Annotated in this window: 19 protein-coding genes and 2 pseudogenes; 10 read left to right on the forward strand and 11 right to left on the reverse strand. The window is 51.6% G+C overall.

The genetic code is table 11. The features are described 5' to 3' along the window. Nucleotides 1-254: 254 nt before the first annotated feature. Both L3J94_11015 and L3J94_11020 read right to left on the reverse strand, forming a co-directional pair. Complete coding sequence (locus L3J94_11015) at nucleotides 255-557, reverse strand: hypothetical protein (GenBank protein ID MCF6219261.1); 303 nt, start codon at nucleotides 555-557, stop codon at nucleotides 255-257. A 345-nt stretch (nucleotides 558-902) separates the two neighbouring features. Further along, on the reverse strand, nucleotides 903-1,184 hold the full coding sequence (locus L3J94_11020; GenBank protein MCF6219262.1) for a peptidylprolyl isomerase: 282 nt from the start codon (nucleotides 1,182-1,184) through the stop codon (nucleotides 903-905). A gap of 165 nt (nucleotides 1,185-1,349) precedes the next feature. Between L3J94_11020 and L3J94_11025 the strand changes: the two genes are divergently transcribed. The 7 genes and pseudogenes from L3J94_11025 to L3J94_11055 all read left to right on the forward strand — a co-directional run bounded on the left by L3J94_11025 (nucleotide 1,350) and on the right by L3J94_11055 (nucleotide 9,521). Then, nucleotides 1,350-2,264: an AAA family ATPase gene (locus L3J94_11025; GenBank protein ID MCF6219263.1), complete on the forward strand. Its 915-nt coding sequence runs from the start codon at nucleotides 1,350-1,352 to the stop codon at nucleotides 2,262-2,264. Beyond that, nucleotides 2,264-3,217 (forward strand): DUF58 domain-containing protein, encoded by a 954-nt coding sequence (locus tag L3J94_11030; protein ID MCF6219264.1) that lies wholly within the window; start codon nucleotides 2,264-2,266, stop codon nucleotides 3,215-3,217. Before L3J94_11025 ends, L3J94_11030 begins: the two co-directional genes overlap by 1 nt. Then, complete coding sequence (locus tag L3J94_11035; protein MCF6219265.1) at nucleotides 3,214-5,229, forward strand: DUF3488 and transglutaminase-like domain-containing protein; 2,016 nt, start codon at nucleotides 3,214-3,216, stop codon at nucleotides 5,227-5,229. The genes L3J94_11030 and L3J94_11035 overlap by 4 nt, the downstream gene beginning before the upstream one ends. Before the next feature lie 288 nt (nucleotides 5,230-5,517). Continuing rightward, complete coding sequence (locus tag L3J94_11040) at nucleotides 5,518-6,630, forward strand: 4Fe-4S dicluster domain-containing protein (GenBank protein ID MCF6219266.1); 1,113 nt, start codon at nucleotides 5,518-5,520, stop codon at nucleotides 6,628-6,630. Further along, nucleotides 6,623-7,456 carry an FAD/NAD(P)-binding protein gene (locus L3J94_11045; GenBank protein MCF6219267.1) on the forward strand — a complete coding sequence of 278 codons (834 nt, stop codon included), beginning with the start codon at nucleotides 6,623-6,625 and terminating at the stop codon, nucleotides 7,454-7,456. The genes L3J94_11040 and L3J94_11045 overlap by 8 nt, the downstream gene beginning before the upstream one ends. Continuing rightward, nucleotides 7,456-8,226 carry a sulfhydrogenase subunit delta gene (locus L3J94_11050; protein MCF6219268.1) on the forward strand — a complete coding sequence of 257 codons (771 nt, stop codon included), beginning with the start codon at nucleotides 7,456-7,458 and terminating at the stop codon, nucleotides 8,224-8,226. Before L3J94_11045 ends, L3J94_11050 begins: the two co-directional genes overlap by 1 nt. Further along, a pseudogene (locus tag L3J94_11055) lies at nucleotides 8,223-9,521 on the forward strand (nickel-dependent hydrogenase large subunit). The gene L3J94_11050 and the pseudogene L3J94_11055 overlap by 4 nt, the downstream one beginning before the upstream one ends. A gap of 483 nt (nucleotides 9,522-10,004) precedes the next feature. Here the strand turns inward: L3J94_11055 and L3J94_11060 are convergent. Continuing rightward, nucleotides 10,005-10,214: a hypothetical protein gene (locus L3J94_11060; protein MCF6219269.1), complete on the reverse strand. Its 210-nt coding sequence runs from the start codon at nucleotides 10,212-10,214 to the stop codon at nucleotides 10,005-10,007. Between the two features lie 30 nt (nucleotides 10,215-10,244). After that, nucleotides 10,245-11,846: a DUF2235 domain-containing protein gene (locus tag L3J94_11065; protein ID MCF6219270.1), complete on the reverse strand. Its 1,602-nt coding sequence runs from the start codon at nucleotides 11,844-11,846 to the stop codon at nucleotides 10,245-10,247. A 491-nt stretch (nucleotides 11,847-12,337) separates the two neighbouring features. Between L3J94_11065 and L3J94_11070 the strand changes: the two genes are divergently transcribed. After that, nucleotides 12,338-13,384, forward strand: coding sequence for a DUF3549 family protein (locus L3J94_11070; protein ID MCF6219271.1), 1,047 nt, complete (start codon nucleotides 12,338-12,340; stop codon nucleotides 13,382-13,384). Nucleotides 13,385-13,455: 71 nt separating this feature from the next. On the opposite strand, the gene L3J94_11075 is transcribed toward L3J94_11070, so the two are convergent. The 7 genes and pseudogenes from L3J94_11075 to ftsY form a co-directional block, all read right to left on the reverse strand. Further along, the gene (locus tag L3J94_11075; protein ID MCF6219272.1) at nucleotides 13,456-14,256 is read right to left on the reverse strand and encodes an inositol monophosphatase; all 801 of its coding nucleotides are present in this window, start codon (nucleotides 14,254-14,256) and stop codon (nucleotides 13,456-13,458) included. Then, a complete protein-coding gene (locus L3J94_11080; protein ID MCF6219273.1) occupies nucleotides 14,246-15,082 on the reverse strand; it encodes a sterol desaturase family protein in 837 nt (278 codons plus the stop codon). The genes L3J94_11075 and L3J94_11080 overlap by 11 nt, the downstream gene beginning before the upstream one ends. Then, complete coding sequence (locus tag L3J94_11085; GenBank protein ID MCF6219274.1) at nucleotides 15,079-15,303, reverse strand: DUF2835 domain-containing protein; 225 nt, start codon at nucleotides 15,301-15,303, stop codon at nucleotides 15,079-15,081. The genes L3J94_11080 and L3J94_11085 overlap by 4 nt, the downstream gene beginning before the upstream one ends. 135 nt (nucleotides 15,304-15,438) lie before the next feature. Next, entirely contained in the window at nucleotides 15,439-16,293 is an 855-nt protein-coding gene (gene rpoH, locus L3J94_11090; GenBank protein ID MCF6219275.1) for an RNA polymerase sigma factor RpoH, read from the reverse strand. Nucleotides 16,294-16,372: 79 nt separating this feature from the next. After that, the gene (gene ftsX, locus L3J94_11095) at nucleotides 16,373-17,287 is read right to left on the reverse strand and encodes a permease-like cell division protein FtsX (GenBank protein ID MCF6219276.1); all 915 of its coding nucleotides are present in this window, start codon (nucleotides 17,285-17,287) and stop codon (nucleotides 16,373-16,375) included. Between the two features lie 52 nt (nucleotides 17,288-17,339). Beyond that, nucleotides 17,340-18,014: a cell division ATP-binding protein FtsE gene (ftsE, locus tag L3J94_11100; GenBank protein ID MCF6219277.1), complete on the reverse strand. Its 675-nt coding sequence runs from the start codon at nucleotides 18,012-18,014 to the stop codon at nucleotides 17,340-17,342. Nucleotides 18,015-18,022: 8 nt separating this feature from the next. Further along, nucleotides 18,023-18,958 (reverse strand): annotated as a pseudogene (ftsY, locus tag L3J94_11105) (signal recognition particle-docking protein FtsY). A 280-nt stretch (nucleotides 18,959-19,238) separates the two neighbouring features. Here ftsY and L3J94_11110 point away from each other — a divergent pair. Together L3J94_11110 and L3J94_11115 are read left to right on the forward strand one after the other, a co-directional pair. Then, on the forward strand, nucleotides 19,239-20,669 hold the full coding sequence (locus L3J94_11110) for an insulinase family protein (GenBank protein MCF6219278.1): 1,431 nt from the start codon (nucleotides 19,239-19,241) through the stop codon (nucleotides 20,667-20,669). Beyond that, the coding region (locus tag L3J94_11115; protein MCF6219279.1) for an insulinase family protein at nucleotides 20,659-21,792 on the forward strand (1,134 nt) is incomplete at its 3' end. The genes L3J94_11110 and L3J94_11115, both read left to right, overlap by 11 nt.

Here is a 21,792-nt window from a genome sequence, read left to right on the forward strand (position 1 = left end):
GGGTGGGGGTGGGGCGGGTCGGTGTGGGGGGGGGGTTGAGGGCAATCAGGAATAGTTAATATTGAACTTGATCCTTTTTTCTTTTCCAAAAATGTCCTTATTTAGGATCTAAAAACCCAGCATGCTTGAGTCTCTTGCAAAACTATTTGGCAGTCCACTTGGTCACCGCATGCTGTGACTTTAAATGATGTTTAGCACTGCATGTTGATGGTAAGTGTAAAGCTGGTTGTTTATTGCGCAGTTTTGCAAGAGTCTCACTCTTCATTATATTTTAATTGTAATTCGAAAGTTGATAAATCAATGTCATCCAACAGGCTGATGTTATCAATATCATCTGAATATGGTTGATGGTTAGCCACTTCCTTTAAGAGTGTCTTGAAATTTTTAAGTGTGGTTTCAGATGGCTTATTTCTACGTTGTGAAAAATTGCTAATATTTTTTCTCATTGGGTCTGAAACTGGCACTCCCTTGAACTTGGCAACTGCCATTAGCAGCTTATGACATGTCATTTGTTTGCCCGCCAAAGTATAGATTATTTTGTCTATGGTTATTATCATGTACCACGCCTTATTCAGCTGAAATTTAAAGTGGCACGTTTTTACGAACGCAAAACAAGTGCCGCCTTAAATTGTCCGTTGGAGCTAACTGTGTACGCCCAGCATGGGCATGAACTAATGAAGATCACCGTCGAACACCGTGTTGTTAGTAGACGATAACGTCTAGCAAATGGCAAGGGTTAGCGCTTCTATAGCACAAATCCATCAACTCAGACTTTCATGCTAAAAGCGCTTAAGCCAGCACTCTTCTGACCTACCCTTTCCCGTGCAACACTGGGCTGACGCGCAATAAAAAGGCCCGCAAGATTAGCATCTTGCAGGCCTTCTAATGCGACTGTAAAAAATCTAATCGCTGCGTTCAGTCACTTCCAACAGGTGGTAGCCAAACTGGGTCTTAACCGGCCCTTGTACTTCGCCAATCGGCGCGCTAAAAACCACTTGATCAAACTCGGGCACCATCATGCCTGGGCCAAATTCACCCAGGTTTCCGCCATCACGACCGGAGGGGCAACCGGAGTGTTGTTTAGCCAGGTCGGCGAAATCTGCACCCGCTACTATCTGTGTTTTTAAATCGTTACACTGCTCTTCGCCATTTACCAAAATGTGTCGTGCACTCGCTTTTGCCACGTTATCTCTCCGCTCGTCAATTTTAAATCAGTCGCTACTTTGCCAGAAATCGATACCTTTGAAAAGAGCTTGGGACATTTGATAATTTACCACACTGGCTCAAACTACAAAGCAATCAACCGATTATAGTCCACAGACAGCAATGTAATCAGAGGCCTAATTCATATGCACGCCACGATTAAAACCATATTACAGCAGCTCAACAGTGTCATTCTCGGCAAAGAGGTACCGCTCAAGCTTGCGCTGGCCTGCCTTTTGGCACGGGGGCATCTGCTGATTGAGGATATTCCGGGGGTTGGCAAGACGACTCTTTCCCACGCATTGGCAGCCACGCTAGGGCTAAAATATAGTCGTATTCAGTTCACCAGCGACCTGTTACCCGCTGATATTCTGGGTAGTGCGATCTACGAGCGGGAGAGTGGCAAGTTTCATTTTCATGCCGGGCCGATTTTTTCCCAGCTGGTGCTCGCCGATGAGATTAACCGTGCCACACCCAAAACACAAAGTGCACTTCTGGAAGCGATGGAGGAGCAGCAGGTCAGTATAGAGGGTGAAACCCGCCCACTACCCGATCCTTTCTTTGTTATCGCCACTCAAAACCCCTCATTTCAGGTGGGTACTTTCCCGCTACCGGAGTCGCAGCTGGATCGGTTTTTGATGCGAATTCAATTGGGCTACCCCGATGCGGCGGCTGAACGGCAGCTACTTGCTGGCAACAGTGGTCGTGAGCGGCTAAATAAGCTCTCTGCCGTGACCACGACGCCTCAGCTGTTAGCCTTGCAACAGCAGGTAAGCCAGGTTCAATGTACCGATGCCTTAATCAACTATCTACAGGCGCTGCTCAGCTTTAGCCGCGAAGCGCCCTATTTTTCAAATGGCCTTTCGCCCCGCTCGGGGTTGGGGCTGTTACAGGCGGCCAAGGCGTGGGCCTTTATTGAAGGGCGCGACTACCTGCTACCAGAAGATCTGCAGCAGCTTCTGCCCTATGTGGCAGGCCACCGCCTGATCAGTCAGGAGGTGGGGGAGCACTATAGCAGTGACGCGCTGCTCAATCTGTTTCATGAGGTCGCTGTTCGCTGATGTCGCTCTCAGCCCGCCTCAATTTGGCCCGTTTTTTTACGGCAAAGGAGCCAGAGTCAGGTACCATCACCCTTACTCAGCGACGTATCTATATCTTACCAACACGGGCTGGGGTCAGTTTCGGTATGATACTGCTGGCGATGTTTTTAGCGGCCATCAACTACAATAACAGCCTCGCCTACCTGCTCACCTTTTTACTCACCAGTGTGACCATTGTCTCAATGCTGCACTGCTTCCGGAACCTGCAAGGGCTACAACTGCGCGCTCGCACTCCGCAAGCTGCTTTTGCTGGTGAGTCACTCGAGCTACCCCTTCATCTCTATAACCCCTCTCCCCAGCGACGATTGGCAATTAAACTGGGCTGGCCAAAAGAGCGCCCGCAGCAAGTTGACCTGAATCCGCAACAGGGCGAGTGGATCAATCTTGAGCTTCCAGCCTTGCCCCGTGGGCGGCACCCCATAGGGCGGATCACCCTCTACACCCGCTTCCCTTTGGGGTTTTTTCACGCTTGGAGTTATCTCCATTTTGACGTTTCAGCTCTGGTTTACCCCAAACCATCCGGCACACGTCGCCTACCAGATGAACCCTTTCAACAGCAGGGTAGTGAGGGTGATCGTGGCCGGGGCAGTGATGACTTCATCGGCCAGCGCCCCTATCATCCTGGCGACTCACTTCACCACCTCAACTGGAAAGCACTGGCCCGGGAGCGTGGTTTGCTAACAAAGCAGTTTGGCGGTGACCGCTCAGATGAGCTAAAAGTCAGCTGGCAGCTGCTCACCGAGCAGCCCACCGAGGTTAAACTCAGCCAGCTGTGCCGCTGGGTAATTGAGGCCGAACAGGGTCACCTCCGCTATGGCTTGGAGATTCCCGGTGCTCACATTCCAGTCGGCCAGGGACAGCAACACTATGAACAGTGTTTAAGTGCACTGGCACTGTATGGCCAAAAGTCATGATCGGGTGGCGCAAGCAGAAGCCAAAGCGCTATCAAGAGGAGCAGCAAGCGGCCCCTGCTAGTGGTGTTATCTGGTTGCTGGGCGCGCTGCTGCTGGTTATCTTGCCACATCTCTTTCGCCAGCCCGGCTGGGTGGCGGCAACCTGTCTGGCGATCTTGGGGTGGCGGCTACTCAAAGAGTTTAACGGCTGGGCGCTTCCACGCACCGTTTTCAGGTTACTGCTGGCGGCTACCCTCTTGGCGGGCACCTATCTTCAATACCGCACCCTGAATGGCTTGGATGCGGGCACTACCCTGCTCACCCTGATGTTATGTCTGAAGTTAATCGAGCTGCGTACACTGCGGGATGCCATGATCGTGATATTACTGGGGTATTTTCTGGTATTGAGCGGTTTTCTCTATGATCAATCGATTCTCTCCGGGCTCTATCTGCTTTTGGTGGTGCTGCTGCTGACCGCCTCACTGCTGGTTCTCAACCACTCGAAGGAGGGTCAGCAGCAAGCTAAAAAGGAGTATTTTAAGCGTGCGGCGGCGATCCTGCTGCAAGCCCTGCCACTGGTGTTGATTTTGTTCATTTTGGTGCCGCGCATCCCCGGGCCACTCTGGGCGCTACCCAATAACAGTAGTTCCGCTACAACTGGCCTCAGTGACAAAATGAGTATTGGCGATATTACCCGTCTGGCCGATTCCGATGCGGTCGCCTTTCGGGCAAGCTTTACTGGCGAGATACCCGCCGCTGACCAACTCTATTGGCGCGGCCCCATTTTGTGGCAAACCGATGGCCGCAACTGGAGTACACTTAATAAACTTGACCCCTTCAATGCAATGACGGCAGCTCCCTTTACTCACCTCAGCGAACCCATCGAGTACAGCATCACCCTGCCTGCACACCAGCAGCGCTGGCTATTCGCCTTGGATCTTCCGGTAACACAGCCAGAAAAGAGCTTCTTGCGCCGGGATTTTCAACTTCTACATCAAGATAAAATCAACGAACTCTACCGCTACACCGTGCGCTCAGTGCTCGACTACAAAAATAGTCAGCTACTGCCACAGGAGCGCAAAAAGGCACTTCAGCTGCCCCCCAACCGCAACCCACAAACCCGCGCATTGGCTCAACAGTGGCGGCAACAGGCCGGTAGTGACCAACAGCTGGTGACACAAGCACTCGACTATTTCCAACAGCAACCCTTCTATTACTCCAGAACCCCACCGGCACTACGAGGGGAGCCAATTGATCAATTCCTATTCACTGCAAGAGAGGGTTTTTGCGAGCACTATGCCGCCGCCTTTGTCACGCTGATGCGCGCCGCAGGAGTGCCCGCACGGGTGGTTACCGGCTATCAAGGCGGCGAATATAATGCTTTAGGTGACTACCTGCTGGTACGCCAGTCCGATGCCCATGCGTGGGCGGAAGTGTGGTTACCGGCGCAGGGGTGGATCAGAGTTGACCCTACCCGTGTGATTCCACCCGATCGCATCGAAGCTTATGAGGACCTACAACGCTTTACCGATACCCGCAATGATAAGCTGTTTGACCCGAACACCCGCTGGCTACAGGCAGCATGGTTGCAAACCCAGCGTGGTTGGGATGCTGCCAACCACCAGTGGAGCCAGTGGGTGGTTGGTTTTGACCAACAGCAGCAACAGCGTTTGTTAGAGCGTCTGGGGTTGGGCAAGCTTAATCTTTTGGCGTTGGTGGGCATTATGGCTCTGCTTATTTTGTTGCTACTGGCCGCGCTCTCCCTTTATCTGTTATCTCAACGTCAAAAACAGTTAGAGCCACTACAGCAAGCCTATCAAACACTCTGCCTGCAACTCGCCAAACGCGGTGTCGACAACGCCCCCTGGCTCGGGCCAAAACAGCGCTGCCAACAAGCGATGCGTAAACTGCCCAAGCAGCGGCAGGAGATAAAATCACTTTTTAACCACTATATACAGCTGCGTTATACCACCCACCAGACTCCCAATGCACAGCGCGCCTTCATCCAGGCGGTTAGACGTTTTCGCTGTTAACCCTCTCAGGATTCCTAACCCCCAGATCGAGCATACAGAGGGAGGGCAATCTACCCAGGAGACTGTCGGACTTAGGTGATCGTAGCGAGGGAAAGCCATTTTGAGTCCATTTTTTTGATTGTTTGAGGCGAATATTGAGCATATTCAACGAAAATGATCGGAGAAATGGGCCTGAATGGCTTTTCCGCAGTCGACTCACCCTAAGTCCGACAGCCTCCTAGCCAGCTTAATCCGGCTGGGCTAAGATTGAGAAGTAGGTAAACCAACATCAACCACCAGGGGGGACGCATGGAGAGGAGTCTAGCTTTTCTGGCTCGCGAGGCGTTCGCCAGCCTGTTGCAGCTCTTGCAAAAGAGCGGCTATCACACCGTCGGCCCACAGGTGCGTGAGGGTGCCATTGTTTTTGACACGCTTAACACCATTGATCAACTCCCCAAAGGGGTTCACGACCAACAGGCCGCTGGCCAATACCGCCTTAAACAGAGTGACTCACCACGCCTGTTTGCCTGGGCTAATGGCCCGCAGGGAATTAAACCGTTTGTATTTTCACCCAAAGAAGCTTTATGGCGTAGCCAGCGCAGTGAATCGGGCACGCTCACCTTCACAGCCATCGAACCCGAGGTAAAGCCCACCGCTATTATCGGCGTGCGCCCATGTGATATTGCCGCGCTCTACCTTCAGGATAAGCACTTTTTACAGCAAGAGAGCCTCGACCCCTCTTATCAAAAACGCCGTGAGCAGCTGCTGCTTATTGTAGTTAACTGCACCCATCCGGCCAAAACCTGCTTCTGCGCCAGCACCGGCGATGGCCCACAGGCTAACTACGGTTATGATATTGCCCTCACCGAGCTGGATGATGGCTTTCTGCTGGAGGCACACAATCAGCGGGGCCATCAGCTAATTGAAAAACTGCCCATTCAACCGGCCACCGAACAACAGCAACGGCTTGCAGAGCAAGCACTCACTAAGGCCGCCAACCAGCAAACACGCCAACTGCCTGGGCAAAATTTAAACCAGAAGCTTTTTGAAAACCTGAAACACCCACAGTGGCAAGATATCGCTGAGCGCTGCCTCAGTTGTGGCAACTGCACTGCCGTCTGTCCCAGCTGTTTTTGTCATAGCGAGGGAGAGTTGGCTGCTTTAGACGGTCACTCCAGCGAGCACTACCGCGAGTGGGACTCCTGTTTCTCCCCTGGCCACAGCCATATCCACGGCATCACCATTCGTGCCGATACCCGCACTAAATACCGCCAGTGGCTAACCCACAAGCTGGGTAGCTGGCATACACAATATGGCCGCTCCGGCTGTGTCGGTTGCGGGCGCTGCATCAGCTGGTGTCCTGCGGGTATCGATCTCACTGCTGAAGTCTCGATTATCTGTGGCGGAGAAAAAGATGAGTAACCCTTACCTACCCATGGAGGCAGAAATTATCGAGCGTATTCAGGAGTCTCCTGGACTCTTTACCTTGCGCCTACGCCTTACCGATACCGCACAACAAAACAGCTATACCTTCAAGCCGGGGCAGTTCAACATGCTCTACCTGCATGGCGTGGGTGAGGTCGCCATCTCCATCGTCTCTGACCCCCAGGAGCTGCATATTATCGACCACACGATTCGAGCCGTTGGGCGAGTTACCCATGGCATTGAACAGCTCAACAGCGGCGACCGCATCGGTCTGCGCGGCCCCTACGGCAAGGGCTGGCCCATGGCGCGGGCAGAGCAGAAAGATCTGCTGATTATTACCGGTGGCCTCGGCTGTGCGCCAGTGGTTTCGGTTATCGAGTATGTAGCGCGCCGCCGTGAACGCTTCGGTCACCTGAATATTGTGCAGGGGGTCAAACACTCCAGCGATTTTATCTGGCGCGAACGCTACGACAAATGGCGAGAGCTGGCCGATACTCAGGTGTTGCTAGCCGCCGATGCGGGTGAACCTATCTGGCCGTGGCATATTGGCCGCGTAACCGAGCTGTTTGAGCGGCTACGCTTTAACTCCCAAAAAGTCACCGTCATCATGTGTGGTCCTGAAGGGATGATGAGAGTAGTGGTCAAAAATATGCTGGAGCGCGGCGTGGGTGAAGATGATATCTACCTCTCCATGGAGCGTAATATGCACTGCGGTATCGGCCAGTGTGGTCACTGTCAATACGGTGATAAATTCATCTGCCGTGATGGCCCCGTTTTCTCTTATGCTCAGGTCAAGCCGCTCTTCAATGTTAAGGGGTTCTGATGGTCAAACCTAAAATAGCGATACACAAGTTCAGCTCTTGCGATGGCTGCCAGCTCGCTTTTCTCAATATGGGAGAACCCCTGCTGGCACTCGCCAGCCTTGTAGAGATAATACACTTTGCCGAGGCAGGGCCCATCGATGAAAACACACCTGTCGACATCGCTTTTGTCGAGGGTTCCATCACCACTCGTCACGACCTTGAGCGTATCCAGAAAATACGTGCCAACAGTGCCTACCTGATCAGCATCGGAGCATGTGCCACCGCCGGGGGAATTCAAGCACTGCGCAACATGGCGGATACCCGACAGTGGGTTGCCGACATCTACGCCCAGCCGGAGTATATTGACACCCTTGATAACGCCGACCCTATCTCATCCCATGTAAAAGTAGACTTGGCACTATGGGGCTGCCCCATCAATAGCCAACAGATCATTACTGTGGTGCGTGACTTGCTGTTTCGGGTCACCCCCAAACCTGAGCGAGACAAGCTCTGCCTAGAATGCAAACGCCAACAACATGTCTGTGTAATGATCAGCAGAGGTGAACCCTGCATGGGCAGTGTCACCCAAAATGGCTGTGGCGCACTCTGTCCCAGCGTTGGTCGTGGCTGCTACGCCTGCTTTGGCCCGGCGGAAGATGCCAACGGCCCTGCACTGGCCAACCGCCTGGAGGGGTTTGGGCTGCTGGATCAAGAGATCGCACAAAAATTTCTCTTCATCAACAGCGCTGCCGAACCATTTTACAGCACCGGAAAGGGGCGTTTGAAATGAGCACCGAAAGTAGCAAAACGATTCGCATCAACGTCCCGGTACTGGCGCGGGTTGAGGGTGAAGGGGCGCTGGAGATAGACATCAAAGAGGGCAAGATCAGCCGTCTAAAACTACGCATCTACGAACCGCCCCGTTTTTTTGAAAAGCTTTTACAGGGGCGCAGCTATCAGGCGTTGATCGATACCGTGGCAAGAATTTGCGGTATCTGCCCGGTGGCGTACCAAATGAGCGCCATACACGCCATCGAATCGATCTTTCGTGCCCAAACCACCCCGTGGATTCGCCAGTTACGCCGGCTGTTCTACTGTGGCGAGTGGATTCAAAGTCATGCTCTGCATATACATATGCTGGCAGCTCCTGACTTCCTCGGCTGCAAAAGCATCATTGAACTGGCGCAAAAAGAGGATGAAGCGGTGCACCGTGGGCTGCGACTACAGGCACTGGGCAATGCCCTGATCACCTTGCTGGGTGGTCGCTCTGTACATCCGGTGGGGGCTAAAGTGGGCGGCTTTTATCACGCCCCGAGCCCGCAGCAAGTAGCAAAACTAATCCCTCAGCTTGAGCAGGGCTGGCGTGACAGCGAAGCACTGATCTTGTGGCTCGACACCCTGACGCTACCGGATGATGAGCAAGCCTTCGTCTCCGTTGCGATGCGCCACCCCGAAGAGTATCCGCTCAATGAAGGGCGCATTGTCTCTGACGAAGGGCTGAATATTTCGATTGATGAATACCCACAACACTTTAAAGAGCACCAGGTACCCCACTCCACTGCGCTGCACTCACTGCTTGATGGCAAGCCCTATCTGTTAGGGCCTCTGGCAAGGCTGAATATTAATCAGGATCGACTCAGTGATGAGGTGTTGGCACCACTGGCTCAAACCAAATTCCTCTTTCCCAGTCGCAATATGTACCACAGCATTGTAGCTCGCGCCGTTGAGATCCGTTTTGCCATTGGCGAAGCACTGGATACCCTGCAAAACTACCGGCAACCTGAGCAGCCATCGGTAGAGGTCACTCCCCAAGAAGGCATCGGTTGTGGTTGCAGCGAAGCACCTCGCGGCCTGTTGTGGCATCGCTACCAAGTTGACCAGAAAGGGGGTATTCTCAACACGATTATCGTACCGCCCACCAGTCAAAACCAAGCACGTATTGAACAGGATATCGCCTGTTCACTGGAGAAGTATGGGTTGGAGCGAAGTGAAGATGAGTTGCGTTTCCAGGCCGAGCGGGTAGTCCGAAATTATGACCCTTGCATCTCCTGCGCCACCCATTTTTTAACCCTAAAGCTTGAGCGGGATCAACAACCCGGCCTAACAACAGAGCCACCACTTAACAGTAAGGCCGAGAGGCTGCTGCTCGCCATCGGCTCCCCCTTTGGCAGTGACTCCATCGCCTGGCAGGTTGCCCGACAACTCCCAAAACAGCCCAGGCTGCAAGTTGCTTACAGTAACAGCCCCCTAACACAACTTACGCCATTACTAGAGCGTGCCAGGCAGGTAATTCTACTCGATGCCTTAATCAGCCAACAACCCTTCGGCCAGCTCTTAACCCTCAACCCTGACTCGCTAACAGAAAAGCTCGCCCACTCCAGCCACGCGCTCTCTGCTATTGAGTTAGTCGCACTGTTCAATCAACTTAAAAAAGGGGAAGAGCCGTGTCACTTAATCGGCATCAGCATTGGTGATGGCAGCCAATTGCCCAGTGATGAACAGCTCACCGACATTAGCAAGCGGCTGCAACAGCTACTGGGGTAACGTGACTCTAGGAGGCTGTTGGACTTAGGGTGGAAAAGAGCGGTACAGGCTATACCCCAAGCTCGCCAGAATAATCAGATAACCCACCACTTTGGCACCCGTGCGCAGCAGCACAAAAGCCTGCGGGGTCTCGATCCCCTGGAATATTTTTGCCTGGGTTTTGGGGTAAAAGTAGATCAGGTAAATAGCAATCAATAAATTGACCGCAATCGCCACCCATTCAGAAAAAAGCATTGATATACCTGCCTGAAAAAACCATCAAAACTAACTCACACGCGTCACAGAAACCACGATAGTACCTAGGTTGTTACCATATTTACTATTGAGGTCATTGGCGAAAGCAAACAACTCACCGCTCTCCACCGCTTTGTAAGCACTCACTTTTTCGCTATGTTTTAAAATCCTGAAAAGGGTCTCATCGCGGCGATTAACCGCTCCAATCAGCTCAAACCACGCAGCCTCCGGCAAACGACGCCCCCCCTCTTTCAATTTAACTCCCCAACGCAGCAGGCGATTATCAATCTTCTCTTTCGCCTTCCAGCCATCCGGCCCACAAGCGATAGCACCGTCAAACCAGCGCTGTTTCATATCAACCGTAAACTGGTATTTGTGTCCGGCGGTAAGCAGCAGACGACTGGGGTTGTATTTTACGTTTGCGTTAACACTAAACGAGCGACTCTCGCCAATAGCCAGTGGTTGCGGCTTTATATTAATAGCTCGCATCGCCTCATCGACTGAGTCAAAAGTTCTAATATCATGCGCTGCAAACCAGACCCTAACGCCCACTGATTGATTGGTATAGGGGTTTGTGCTGTTTTTTACCAGCGCGGTGGCCTGATAGTCCCGATCATCAATCATTCGATCCAACACGCTATGGTGAATGATCGGTGGATAGATTGAGGGCACATCATTCACACTCACCCGGGGTGCACGGTAGTCATACATCAACTCTTTAGCCCCTGCCTTCTCACTCTGTGCATGGCTGCGCCCAAGATGGCTTGGCTGAATAACCAGATCTTCATATTCAATCAGCTCATCTGGCCCTTCAAAAAGATCGCTGTAGTTCACATCGAGCGGCGATAACACGGAAAGCCCCACTCCTTTGGCGGACATGCGCTCCAACAGAAACTGCAAAGTGATATCGGATAAACCATCATAACGAAAGCTACCCCCGACATCACTGTGTGCACCTGAAAACCACACCTCTTCGACCCGCGCATCTTGCAAATTATCACTATCGACCGACTGGTTCATCAACGCCGGATAAAAAGCGATACGGCGATCATCCAGCGATAACAAGTGCACGGCCTCTTCAATTAGCGGTGAGATAAAGCGGTTCTCAAAAACCACATCTGAAGCGGGCTTGATCTTCTCGTTAAATAGATTGGGGTGTTTTATGGCGGCAACGGTATCGAACACCCCCATAAAACGAACCTTTGGAGGCTTAATACCCAACGCAGGCAGTGTGCTGCTCAAGAGCGAAACAAAGCGCCGGGCAATCGCTGCACCGCGACTAAAACCAAATACAAATAGCTCATCTCCCTCTTCATAATAGTTATAGATGTCACTCACTGCCTGCTTGATAATGCTACCCACATCCTCTTCGGGCGGTGCCAGTGCCCTGTTCCGCAATTTATCCCACCAACTACCGTAGGTGCCCACCCCCGGATAATAGAAACCATATTGATCCGGAAACAGATTATTTCCCTTCAGATCACCACCCAGTAAAAGATGTAACTTCAATACATTCGAAATGCTTTCATCTTCAGGATCACCCACACCAAACAGGCCGCGACCCTGCTCTGCATCACTGGGTTCATTACCGGTTCCATCAAAACAGAAGATTAATTTTTGTTGAGTAGACATTGATGCCTCCTATGCTTATTAATTTGCAAACGCAAGGAAGCATAGTGCCCCTCACAGAACCGTACTTGAAGATTTCCCTCATACGGCTCTTCAATTTAATTTACAATTTTATGTGACTGCGTAAAAATTATGCCTCATCCGTGGTTTCGGTAATGGGTAGAAAAGAAGATAACTCATCGTATCCCGCTTTTAAAATCGCGCAATGAGCAAGAAGAGGCTGCTGTCTTTTATTATAATGCGCATAAATTCTAACAATAGGCCATGTTCCACGTTATCAAAAAAACCCTTGATGTCCGCTTCAATGACATGATTTACGGGTTTCCGCTGATGCGGTCACCGATGACCTTTATTGCCTTAGCGTTGCTTGGTAAAGCTCATAGTAAAACCTTTTCACGAGAGAATACACGTATAAAAAAGGCTAAAATACACCTTCCACACTCAATTTTTCACTGTAAAATAGCCGCTTTCAACACCAGATAGCGGCGGCAACCATGAGTGAGATTCGAAACCTTTGCGATTTTCTTGAACAAACCAAAAACCCCTACCGGGTCTTTGACCTCGGCCGCCGCGTCTGCAAACTGAGCAATGAGGCGTTTAAATCATTTGAGTGCAACAATGCACCCTACCCCTACCCACTGCAAGGCCACGCTTGGATTGGCATTGTTAACTGGAGCCTGAACAACCACGACGAGCAGCTTGTGCTCTTTCTCAAACTACCTTTAAACGAAGAGGGACGCTTGGTTTACGCAGCACGTGATGACCTGGTCTATCGCATGCTAAAGAGCTTTAAAGCCTCGCTTGATGCTCAAAATGAGGGTAAAAGTGAGGTAGAAGATGCCATGCGAAATAGCCCCTACGGTTTCACGCCTAATCAAGAACGAATGGCGGTATTCCACGCAAAAGCACTCAAAACCATGGGACACCCGCCCTCAAAATATTATGCTCACGCCCGCGACTACTTTAGCGGCAAGCTGGGGTACGAGCAGTGGGCCTTTGTCGGTATGCAGGGGATAGCCGATGTGAGCACTCACTGGAGTGATAATGCGGCAACGCTTGCCAAGGCAATTCCCCAACTACCTGAGCAGCCCTTTGAGGCGCTCTGCAAGTGTCTTGAAAATGAGCAGATCACCACCATGCTGGTCACACCACTGCTTGACCGCTTCAACCACTGGCTCAAGGATGAAAAAGCTAACCCACTGCTGATTTCAGCCGCCTTGCGAGCCATCTCATTTGCGCAGCCGGAGGGGATGCGCCGCGAGGCGATCAAGCGACTTTTAAAATCACCCCACAAAAGCAGCCTCGATCTTCTTATTACCATCTCTGGGCGCTGCTGGGGCGATCTAAAAGAGGGCGAACTCTGCCTACTCTACCTAGAGGCATTGGCTAACAGTGGGCACGGCTCACAGATATTCAATCAACTACTGGCCGATCTACTCTACATGCCCGGGCTACGCGAGCCGATAATGGCCCAAGTTAAAAACCCAAACCAAAGCATTGCACTCGAAACCATGGTAACGGCGATGTTTGCGCGACGGTAGAACTGGCAGAGCTAACCGCAGTAAATAATCATGGTGTGCTTTACTTGCTGACCTCACAGCGGGACTCGCACTTACTCAAACAGATAGCGTCTCCAGGCTTCGAAGTGTGGTGGTTGCAATGCGGCCACCACTGAGCGAGCCTCCAGCCGCCCGTTGAACACCACCTCCCCACCTAGCGTACAACTCTGGCCACCCGCCTCCTGCAGGATCAGCTGTCCGGCACTGTAATCCCACAGTTTTTGCTGGCCATGCAGGTAGAGGTGTACTCGCCCGGCGGCCAACCAGCACCAGTCCAGTGCACCCGAACCAAAACTGCGCTGTGAACTGTAGGGTGGCTGGCTGACAATTTTTGTCGCCATTTTGCGAGAGAGGCGTTTAAAATCAAGCAGCGCGATACATTTCGATAAGGGGAGAGACTCTTCGCCTGCCCCCAAGCGTTCACCATTCAGCCAGGCTCCTTTACCTGCAATGGCGCTAAAGCACTCTTTTCGCAACGGATCGTAGATAATACCTAACACCACTTCACCCTCAACCAGTAGCGCCAACGAGACTGAAAAACAGGGAATGCCTGCGGCAAAGTTGCTGGTACCATCCAGTGGATCCAGCACCCATAGCCCCTGCTGGCTGCTTGCCATCTGCGCCTGTTGTGCTGCCTCACTCATCTCTTCTCCCAGCAGAGCAATGGCGGGCCAGTGCTGCTGTAGTGTTGTGGTGAGTCGCTGCTGCATCGCTATATCAGCCTCGGTGACAATGCTGCCATCCGCTTTGAAACAACGCTCTATCTGTTGAAATCGTGGCAATAATTCATCACTTGCGGCTTGTTGAATCAGCATTTGCAAGGTATTTAACATTGTCGAGTAATCAGTCATCATTTTTTTTCATCGCTGGGTTGAGAGTAAAGGGCATCTTCAGCAGTGCCCATAAGCCTGAGGTTTGTTGAAAATTTTGCTGATATTTAACCCCAAAGCGCATACCAACTTGGCCCTCCTGTGGCTCTTGTCGGTAACTGCCAAACAGCCGATCCCAAAGTGAGAGTGCAAAGCCATAATTACTATCGGCTTCATGACGATGGATGGAGTGGTGAATGCGGTGCATGTCCGGGGTGACGATCAACCAACGTAGCGCTTGATCCAACTTGTTTGGCAGGCGAATATTGCCGTGGTTAAACATCGCTGAGCCGTTCAGCAACAGCTCGAAAGCCAACACCGCCATGGCAGCGGGGCCAAGCAAGACGATAGCGACAAATTTGATAAGCATCGAGAGCATGATCTCAAGCGGATGAAAACGCAGCCCGGTGGTGGTGTCGTAATCCATATCGGCATGATGAACCTGATGCAACCGCCAGAGCGGTTTAACCACATGAAACAGTCGATGCTGCCAATAGATCAACAGATCCAGCAAGACCACTGCAATGAGTAGCGACAACCAGAGCGGCAGTTGTATTTGATTGAGCAACCCCCACTGCTGCTGTTGCACATAAAAAGCCAGCGCCACCGCACCAAAAGGCATGATCAATTTAAGCAGTAGTGCATTAAAGAAGAGCAGCAACAGATTATTGGTACGTCGCCACACACGCCCTGGCAACGCAGGGCGGCGTGGGTCGAGCTGTTCCCATAGCAACATCGCCAACAGAATAGCCAGAAAACTGCCCAAGCGAATCAACACCTCTCCCTCGATGCTTTGCTCTACGCCACTCATGTAATACGTCTCAGTGCGATCAGTTTGTGCTGCTCATCAAACTCTAATTCGAAGCGACCGCGAATACCGTCACGGGTCAGGTAACGCCGAACCAGATTAGCGGGGAACTCGATACGGCGACCATCATCAGCCACCACACTCACACTGTGAGCAGCCCCCTGGTAGAAAGCCAGGTAATCGTCGTAGAGGATATGGAGATTAAAATGAACCGTGTGTGACATGGCAGACCGCAGTAATGGGTGATCGTGTTTTTATGAATCAAAGCGGCTCTCTGATGACTGAAATCCGCAAGATATAAAAAAGGCCACCTGAGGTAATACCCAGCTGGCCTCTCCGTAACCTAAATTTACCGCCAACTACGCCATTGCCACCTTGAGCTTGTTGATGGCATTTTTCTCCAGCTGTCGAATACGCTCAGCAGAGACACCGTATTGATCAGCCAATTGGTGTAAGGTTGCCTTTTTGTCAACCAGCCAACGTTTGGCAAGAATATCGCGACTACGCTCATCAAGGTCACCCAGCGCAGCGTGCAACTGATTAAGGTTGTTACCCGACGTTTGCGCCAGCTCTAATGCCTGCTCCGGCCCCATACCGTTATTTTGCAAGAACGCGGCCGGTGAGGCGACAAAGTGATCACTCTCATCCTGATCCGGCCCATCAAAAGCGACATCTCGTGCACTGAGGCGACCTTCCATCTCCCTGACGGTTTCAGGGGTTACACCCAGATCATCTGCGACCGCATTAACCTCTTCGTGGCTAAACCAGCCGAGGTGCTTTTTGGCACTACGCAGGTTAAAAAACATCTTGCGTTGCGCTTTGGTGGTCGCCACCTTAACAATGCGCCAGTTACGAATAATAAACTCATGAATTTCTGCACGAATCCAATGTACAGCAAAAGAGACCAAGCGCACTTTACGCTCAGGGTCATAGCGTTTAACCGCCTTCATCAGGCCGATATTACCCTCTTGAATAAGATCATTCAGCGGTAATCCGTAACCACGGTAGCCACGGGCGATATGCGCCACGAAGCGTAAGTGAGAAAAGACCAGTCGGCGGGCTGCCTCTAGGTCATTATGACGTGTCAGCCGAACAGCCAGTTCATGCTCTTCTTCAGCGCTTAATACAGGAATCTCCCGGATACGCGAAAGATAGCTGTCAAGGCTATCAGCGCTCGGGCTTAGTTCCACACTTAATGCTGTTGCTGTACTCATTAATTTCCTTACCTCTCGATTAGCGTTTACTTATTTTAGCACTAACAAATGAGAGTGCCAAATAGGGGAAAAGTTCCCGCTATGAAGGCTCAATTTCACGCATATAGTGGTTCACGGTAAAAAGCGAGCCTAACCACCCCAGTGTGATACTACTCAGCAGTAGCAGCAAGGAGAGTGACAAGCCCAGCCCCTCCAGTTTAAAGCTACTTTGGTAAAGTGCTGCCAGTTGCGTGATCGGCCCATTAAGCAGTAACAGAGCACTGGCCACTAAGATAATCGCCAGCAAGCCACCGATACCGCCCTGAATCGCCCCCATATAGAGGAAAGGGCGGCGGATAAAGCCGTTGGTTCCACCCACCAGCTTACACACTTCAATTTCTACTCTGCGCTGCTGAATACCCACCCGCACCGTATTACCAACAATCAACACTACGGCAATCGCTAGTAACAGGCCCAGCACCCATGCCACCCGCTCAGCAACACTCATCATGGCATAAATTTTTGTTAACCACGCCAGATCGAGCTGGGCCAACTCAACCTCGGGCAATGCTTGCAATCGCTCCAGCAGTGGCAACACTGTTTCCGGTGTGCTCTGCCGAGGTGTCAGCACAATGACTGCGGGCAGTGGGTTTTTATCCAGCTTCTCCAACACCTCGCCAAAGCCTGAGTAGGCCTTAAAATCGTGGAGTGACTGCTCTGCCGAAATATAGCGGGCATTCGACAGCTCCCGCCACGTCAACAAACTCTCTTTAAAGTGCTCCCCTTCAGCAGGGCTGAGTGATGGGTTGAGAAAGAGTGATATATCTGCGTTGTTATCCCAGCCGACCACCAGGCTACGGGCATTTTCCAGTGCAACCAGCAGCAGTGCGGGCAAAGAGAGCGAGATGGCTATCACTAAAACAGTAAGAAAATGAGAGATCGGCGCACGATAAAACTGCCCCAAGCAGCTCATGAACACTTGCAAATGACGTTGGAAATAGACCTTTATACGCACATCATTCTCTCAGTTACCATCATGCACACACTCATCATACCGCCCGAAACGCTCATCGCCCCAGCTCCCGATCAGGGTCTTGCAAACGCCCCTCTTCCAGGTGTAAAACACGCTTGCCCATACGGCCAATCAGGCTCCAATCATGGCTCGCGATTAATGTCGTTATACCCAGCTGATTCATCTCACTAAACAGGCTCATAATATCTCGGGCAAGATCCGGATCGAGGTTACCGGTTGGCTCATCCGCCAGCAATAGCGGTGGCCGATGAACAATGGCGCGGGCAATGCTCACCCGCTGCTGCTCACCGCCAGAAAGTATAATAGGTGATGCTTTTTCACGCCCGGAAAGCCCTACCTTGCCCAGCGCCGCACGCACCCGACTACCCACCTCACGGAATGGGGTGCCTGACACAATCAGCGGCAGTGCCACATTGTCAAAGACGCTGCGATCATAAAGCAGCTTGTAATCCTGAAAGATAATACCGATTTCGCGACGAAAAAAGGGGATTTTACGCGAGCTGATTTTGGTCAAGTCATAACCATTCACCTCAACGTGACCACCGGTTGGCGCTTCAATCGCTGAAATCAGCTTTAGCAGTGTGCTTTTACCCGCCCCAGAGTGACCGGTGAGAAATGACATTTCACCTTTATCCAGGTGGAAAGAGATATTTTCCAGCGCCTGAAAGCCACCAGGGTAGCGTTTTCCAGCTTTTTCAAAGCGAATCATAAACAGACCTACCGAGCATCATCTCTATCCAACAGAGCATTCACATAATCATCGGCATCAAATTCACGCAGATCATCAATACCCTCTCCTACACCAATAAAGCGAATTGGAAAGCCAAATTTTTTGGCAATGGCAAATACAACGCCACCTTTCGCTGTACCATCCAGTTTGCTCACCGTAATCCCGGTTAAGCCCACTGTTTTATCGAACTGCTCCGCCTGTTGCAAAGCATTTTGCCCGGTACCACCATCCACCACCAACATCACCTCATGGGGAGCGCTACCATCCAGTTTGCCCATCACCCGCTTCACCTTCTTAAGCTCTTCCATCAGGTTTGACTGGGTATGGAGCCGGCCTGCCGTGTCGGCAATCAACACATCAACACCCCGCGACTTGGCCGCCTCAACAGCATCATAAATCACAGAAGCCGAGTCGGCTCCACTCTGCTGTGCAATCACCGGAACCTCATTGCGACGACCCCACTCCTGCAACTGTTCAACAGCAGCGGCACGAAAAGTATCACCTGCGGCCAGCATCACCGACCGACCCTCCAGCTGCAGGCGTTTTGCCAGTTTGCCAATAGTGGTGGTTTTACCCGCACCATTAATACCGACCATTAAGATCACATAGGGACGATGCTGGGTGTTATCAATCTTCAAGGGACGGCTATCACCCAGCAGTTGGCGCAGCTCCTGCTTTAGTGCCCCATAAAGTGCATCGCTATCCCCCAGCTCTTTGCGGGAGACCTGCTCGGTAAGATTGTGGATAATTTGCTGGGTCGCCTCAACCCCAACATCAGCCATTAAGAGTTGCGTTTCCAGCTCTTCCAGCAGATCATCATCGATCTCTTTTTTACCCAAAACCAGGTCGGCCAACCCGGCTGTAAAATTACTGCGCGTTTTACCCAGGCCACTTTTTAGGCGTGAAAACCAGCCTTTTTTGTCATCCACTGTTGCAGGCACATCAACTTTATCCGCGCTCTCCGGTGGAGTGACGACCACGGGTACCGTCTCAGCAACTGGCGGTATTGCATCCACAGACTGAGCAGGAGAGGGTGAAGATTCAGGTGATTTTTGCTGCAGATCACCTTTTTCATCTTTGGAATTACGCTTAAGGAAACTAAACATTGTGTTGTTAGTCATACCGATTGATTTAGGAATGCATTATCCTAACACTCAGCAAGGGATTACCAAACACGCCAATCAGCAAAATAAGGCATCGAAAATGAGAATAAGCATAAAAAAACCGTTTTTCGCACTACTTGCAGGGGTTGCCCTCGCAGGTTGCGCTGCAAACAGCAGTAAGCCTGCTGCAGAGGTAGCCGTCCAGAATGTCGCGGCCGCAGGCCCGCAAGGCGTTCACACCTTTCAACTGGATAATGGCTTAAAAATATTTATTAAGGAGGACCACCGCGCCCCGGTTGCCATCTCCCAGCTCTGGTATAAAGTAGGGGCCAGCTACGAATACGGTGGTATCACCGGTGTCTCCCATGTGCTGGAGCACATGATGTTCAAAGGGACCAAAGATTACGGCCCCAACGAATTCTCCAAAATTATTGCCGCCAATGGCGGGCGGGAAAATGCCTTCACAGGACGTGACTACACCGCCTATTTCCAAACACTGGAAGCGAGCCGCCTCGAAGTCGCCTTCAAGATGGAGTCAAATCGTATGCGCAACCTGCGCCTCAATGATGATGAGTTCCAGAAAGAGGTGAAAGTAGTGATGGAAGAGCGCCGAATGCGCACTGAAGATAAACCCACCGCGCTCACCTATGAGCAGTTTAATGCCACCGCCTACGTCAACAGCCCCTACCAAAACCCAGTCATCGGCTGGATGGATGATCTGGAAAACATGGCGTTGAATGATCTTCAGCAGTGGTATCAGAGCTGGTACGCGCCCAATAATGCCATCTTAGTGGTGGTGGGTGATGTTGATCCACAGGAGATCTATCGCCTCGCCAAAAAGTATTACGGCCCCATCAAACCCAGCAACACCGCCACTCCAAAGCCACGCAATGAAATCAAGCCGCTGGGCGAAAAGAAAATTACCGTTAAAGCACCCGCTGAACTGCCCTACTTTATTATGGGCTATCAAGTACCGGTGGTTAAAACAGCTAAAATCAGCTGGGAACCCTATGCGCTGGATATGCTAGCCAGTGTGCTAGATGGCAGTAAAAGTGCGCGTTTCTCCAAAGAGCTGGTGCGCAATCAACAGATCGCCGCAAATGCTGGAGCGGGTTACAGTCTCTTTTCACGTCACAACGAGCAGTTTTTATTTGATGGCACACCGGCCAATGGCCACAGCATTGAAGCTTTACAGGCGGCCATTTTAGAGCAAATTGAGCGGGTAAAAACAGAGCTCGTTAGTGACGAGGAGCTAGAAAGAATCAAAGCAAAGATCATCACCAGTAAGGTCTACGAGCTGGACTCTATCTTCTATCAAGCGATGAAGATCGGCATGCTGGAGACTGTTGGCCTCAATTATCGCCTACAGAATGATTACCTGGACAACATCAAAGCGGTAACACCTGAACAGATCCGCGAAGTTGCCAACAAATACCTCATCGAGGATCGACGCACCGTCGCGGTACTTAAGCCACAACCACTCGACAACCACTCAGCCGCTATGGTGACGGGAGATACCCATGCACACTAAAAACCTCACACTGCTACTCCTATTGATGCTTTGCAGTAGCTTGCTGCAAGCCAGCCCAGCCATTCAACACTGGCAAACCGCGAATGGCACAAAGGTCTATTTTGTACCGGCACCCGAGCTGCCTATGGTCGACATCCAGCTGGTATTCGATGCGGGTGCCGCACGTGATCGCAATCAGGGTGGATTAGCGGCCATCACCAGCGCCATGATGGATGAAGGTGCTGCCGGGCTGAATGCGGATCAAATCGCTGAAACAATTGATAGTGTCGGTGCCGCCATCGGCTTTAGTGCACACCGGGATATGGCGGTTGCCAGTCTACGCAGTGTCACCGATGCCAAGCTGCTGGAGCCTGCTGTATCTCTCTTCCAAAAAATATTGACCCAACCTGACTTCCCAGAAGAGGCCCTTAGCCGCATCCGCAACAATATGCTCATCGGCTTGCAAGCCAAAAAACAACAACCCAGCGCCCTTGCGCGTGATGCCTTCATGCAAGCACTCTATGGTGATCACCCCTATGGAAAGCCAGCCAGCGGAAATGAGAACAGCCTCAAAGCACTCACCCGTGCCGACCTTGTCGCTTACTACCAGCAGTATTACGTTGCCAGCAACGCAATATTGGCAATCGTGGGCGACCTAGACCGCGCAGCAGCTGAAGCACTGGCCAATCGCATCATTGGCCAACTACCGGCAGGTCAGCCAGCACCAAAGCTAGCCACTGTCTCCGCACTCGTACACCCTCACGAACAGCGCATCAGCCATCCGTCCAGCCAGTCCCACCTACTGCTCGGCCAGCCCGGCATTAATCGGGGAGATGATGATTATTTCACCCTGTACGTGGGTAATCACATTCTGGGTGGCAGTGGTCTCACCTCACGCATTTCCAATGAAATCCGTGAAAAACGCGGCCTCTCCTACAGTGCCTACAGCTACTTCTCACCCATGCGTGAGCTTGGCCCCTACACCCTCGGCCTGCAAACTAAAAACGCATCGGTGGATGAAGCATTACAAGTGCTACGAGACACGCTAATTGAATTCCGTAAAAATGGCCCCACGGCCAGCGAGTTGGAAGCCGCCAAGAAAAACATCACCGGTGGCTTTCCACTACGCCTGGACAGCAACAAA

The organism is Gammaproteobacteria bacterium, from assembly GCA_021647245.1.
Lineage (GTDB): Bacteria > Pseudomonadota > Gammaproteobacteria > RBG-16-57-12 > RBG-16-57-12 > JAFLJP01.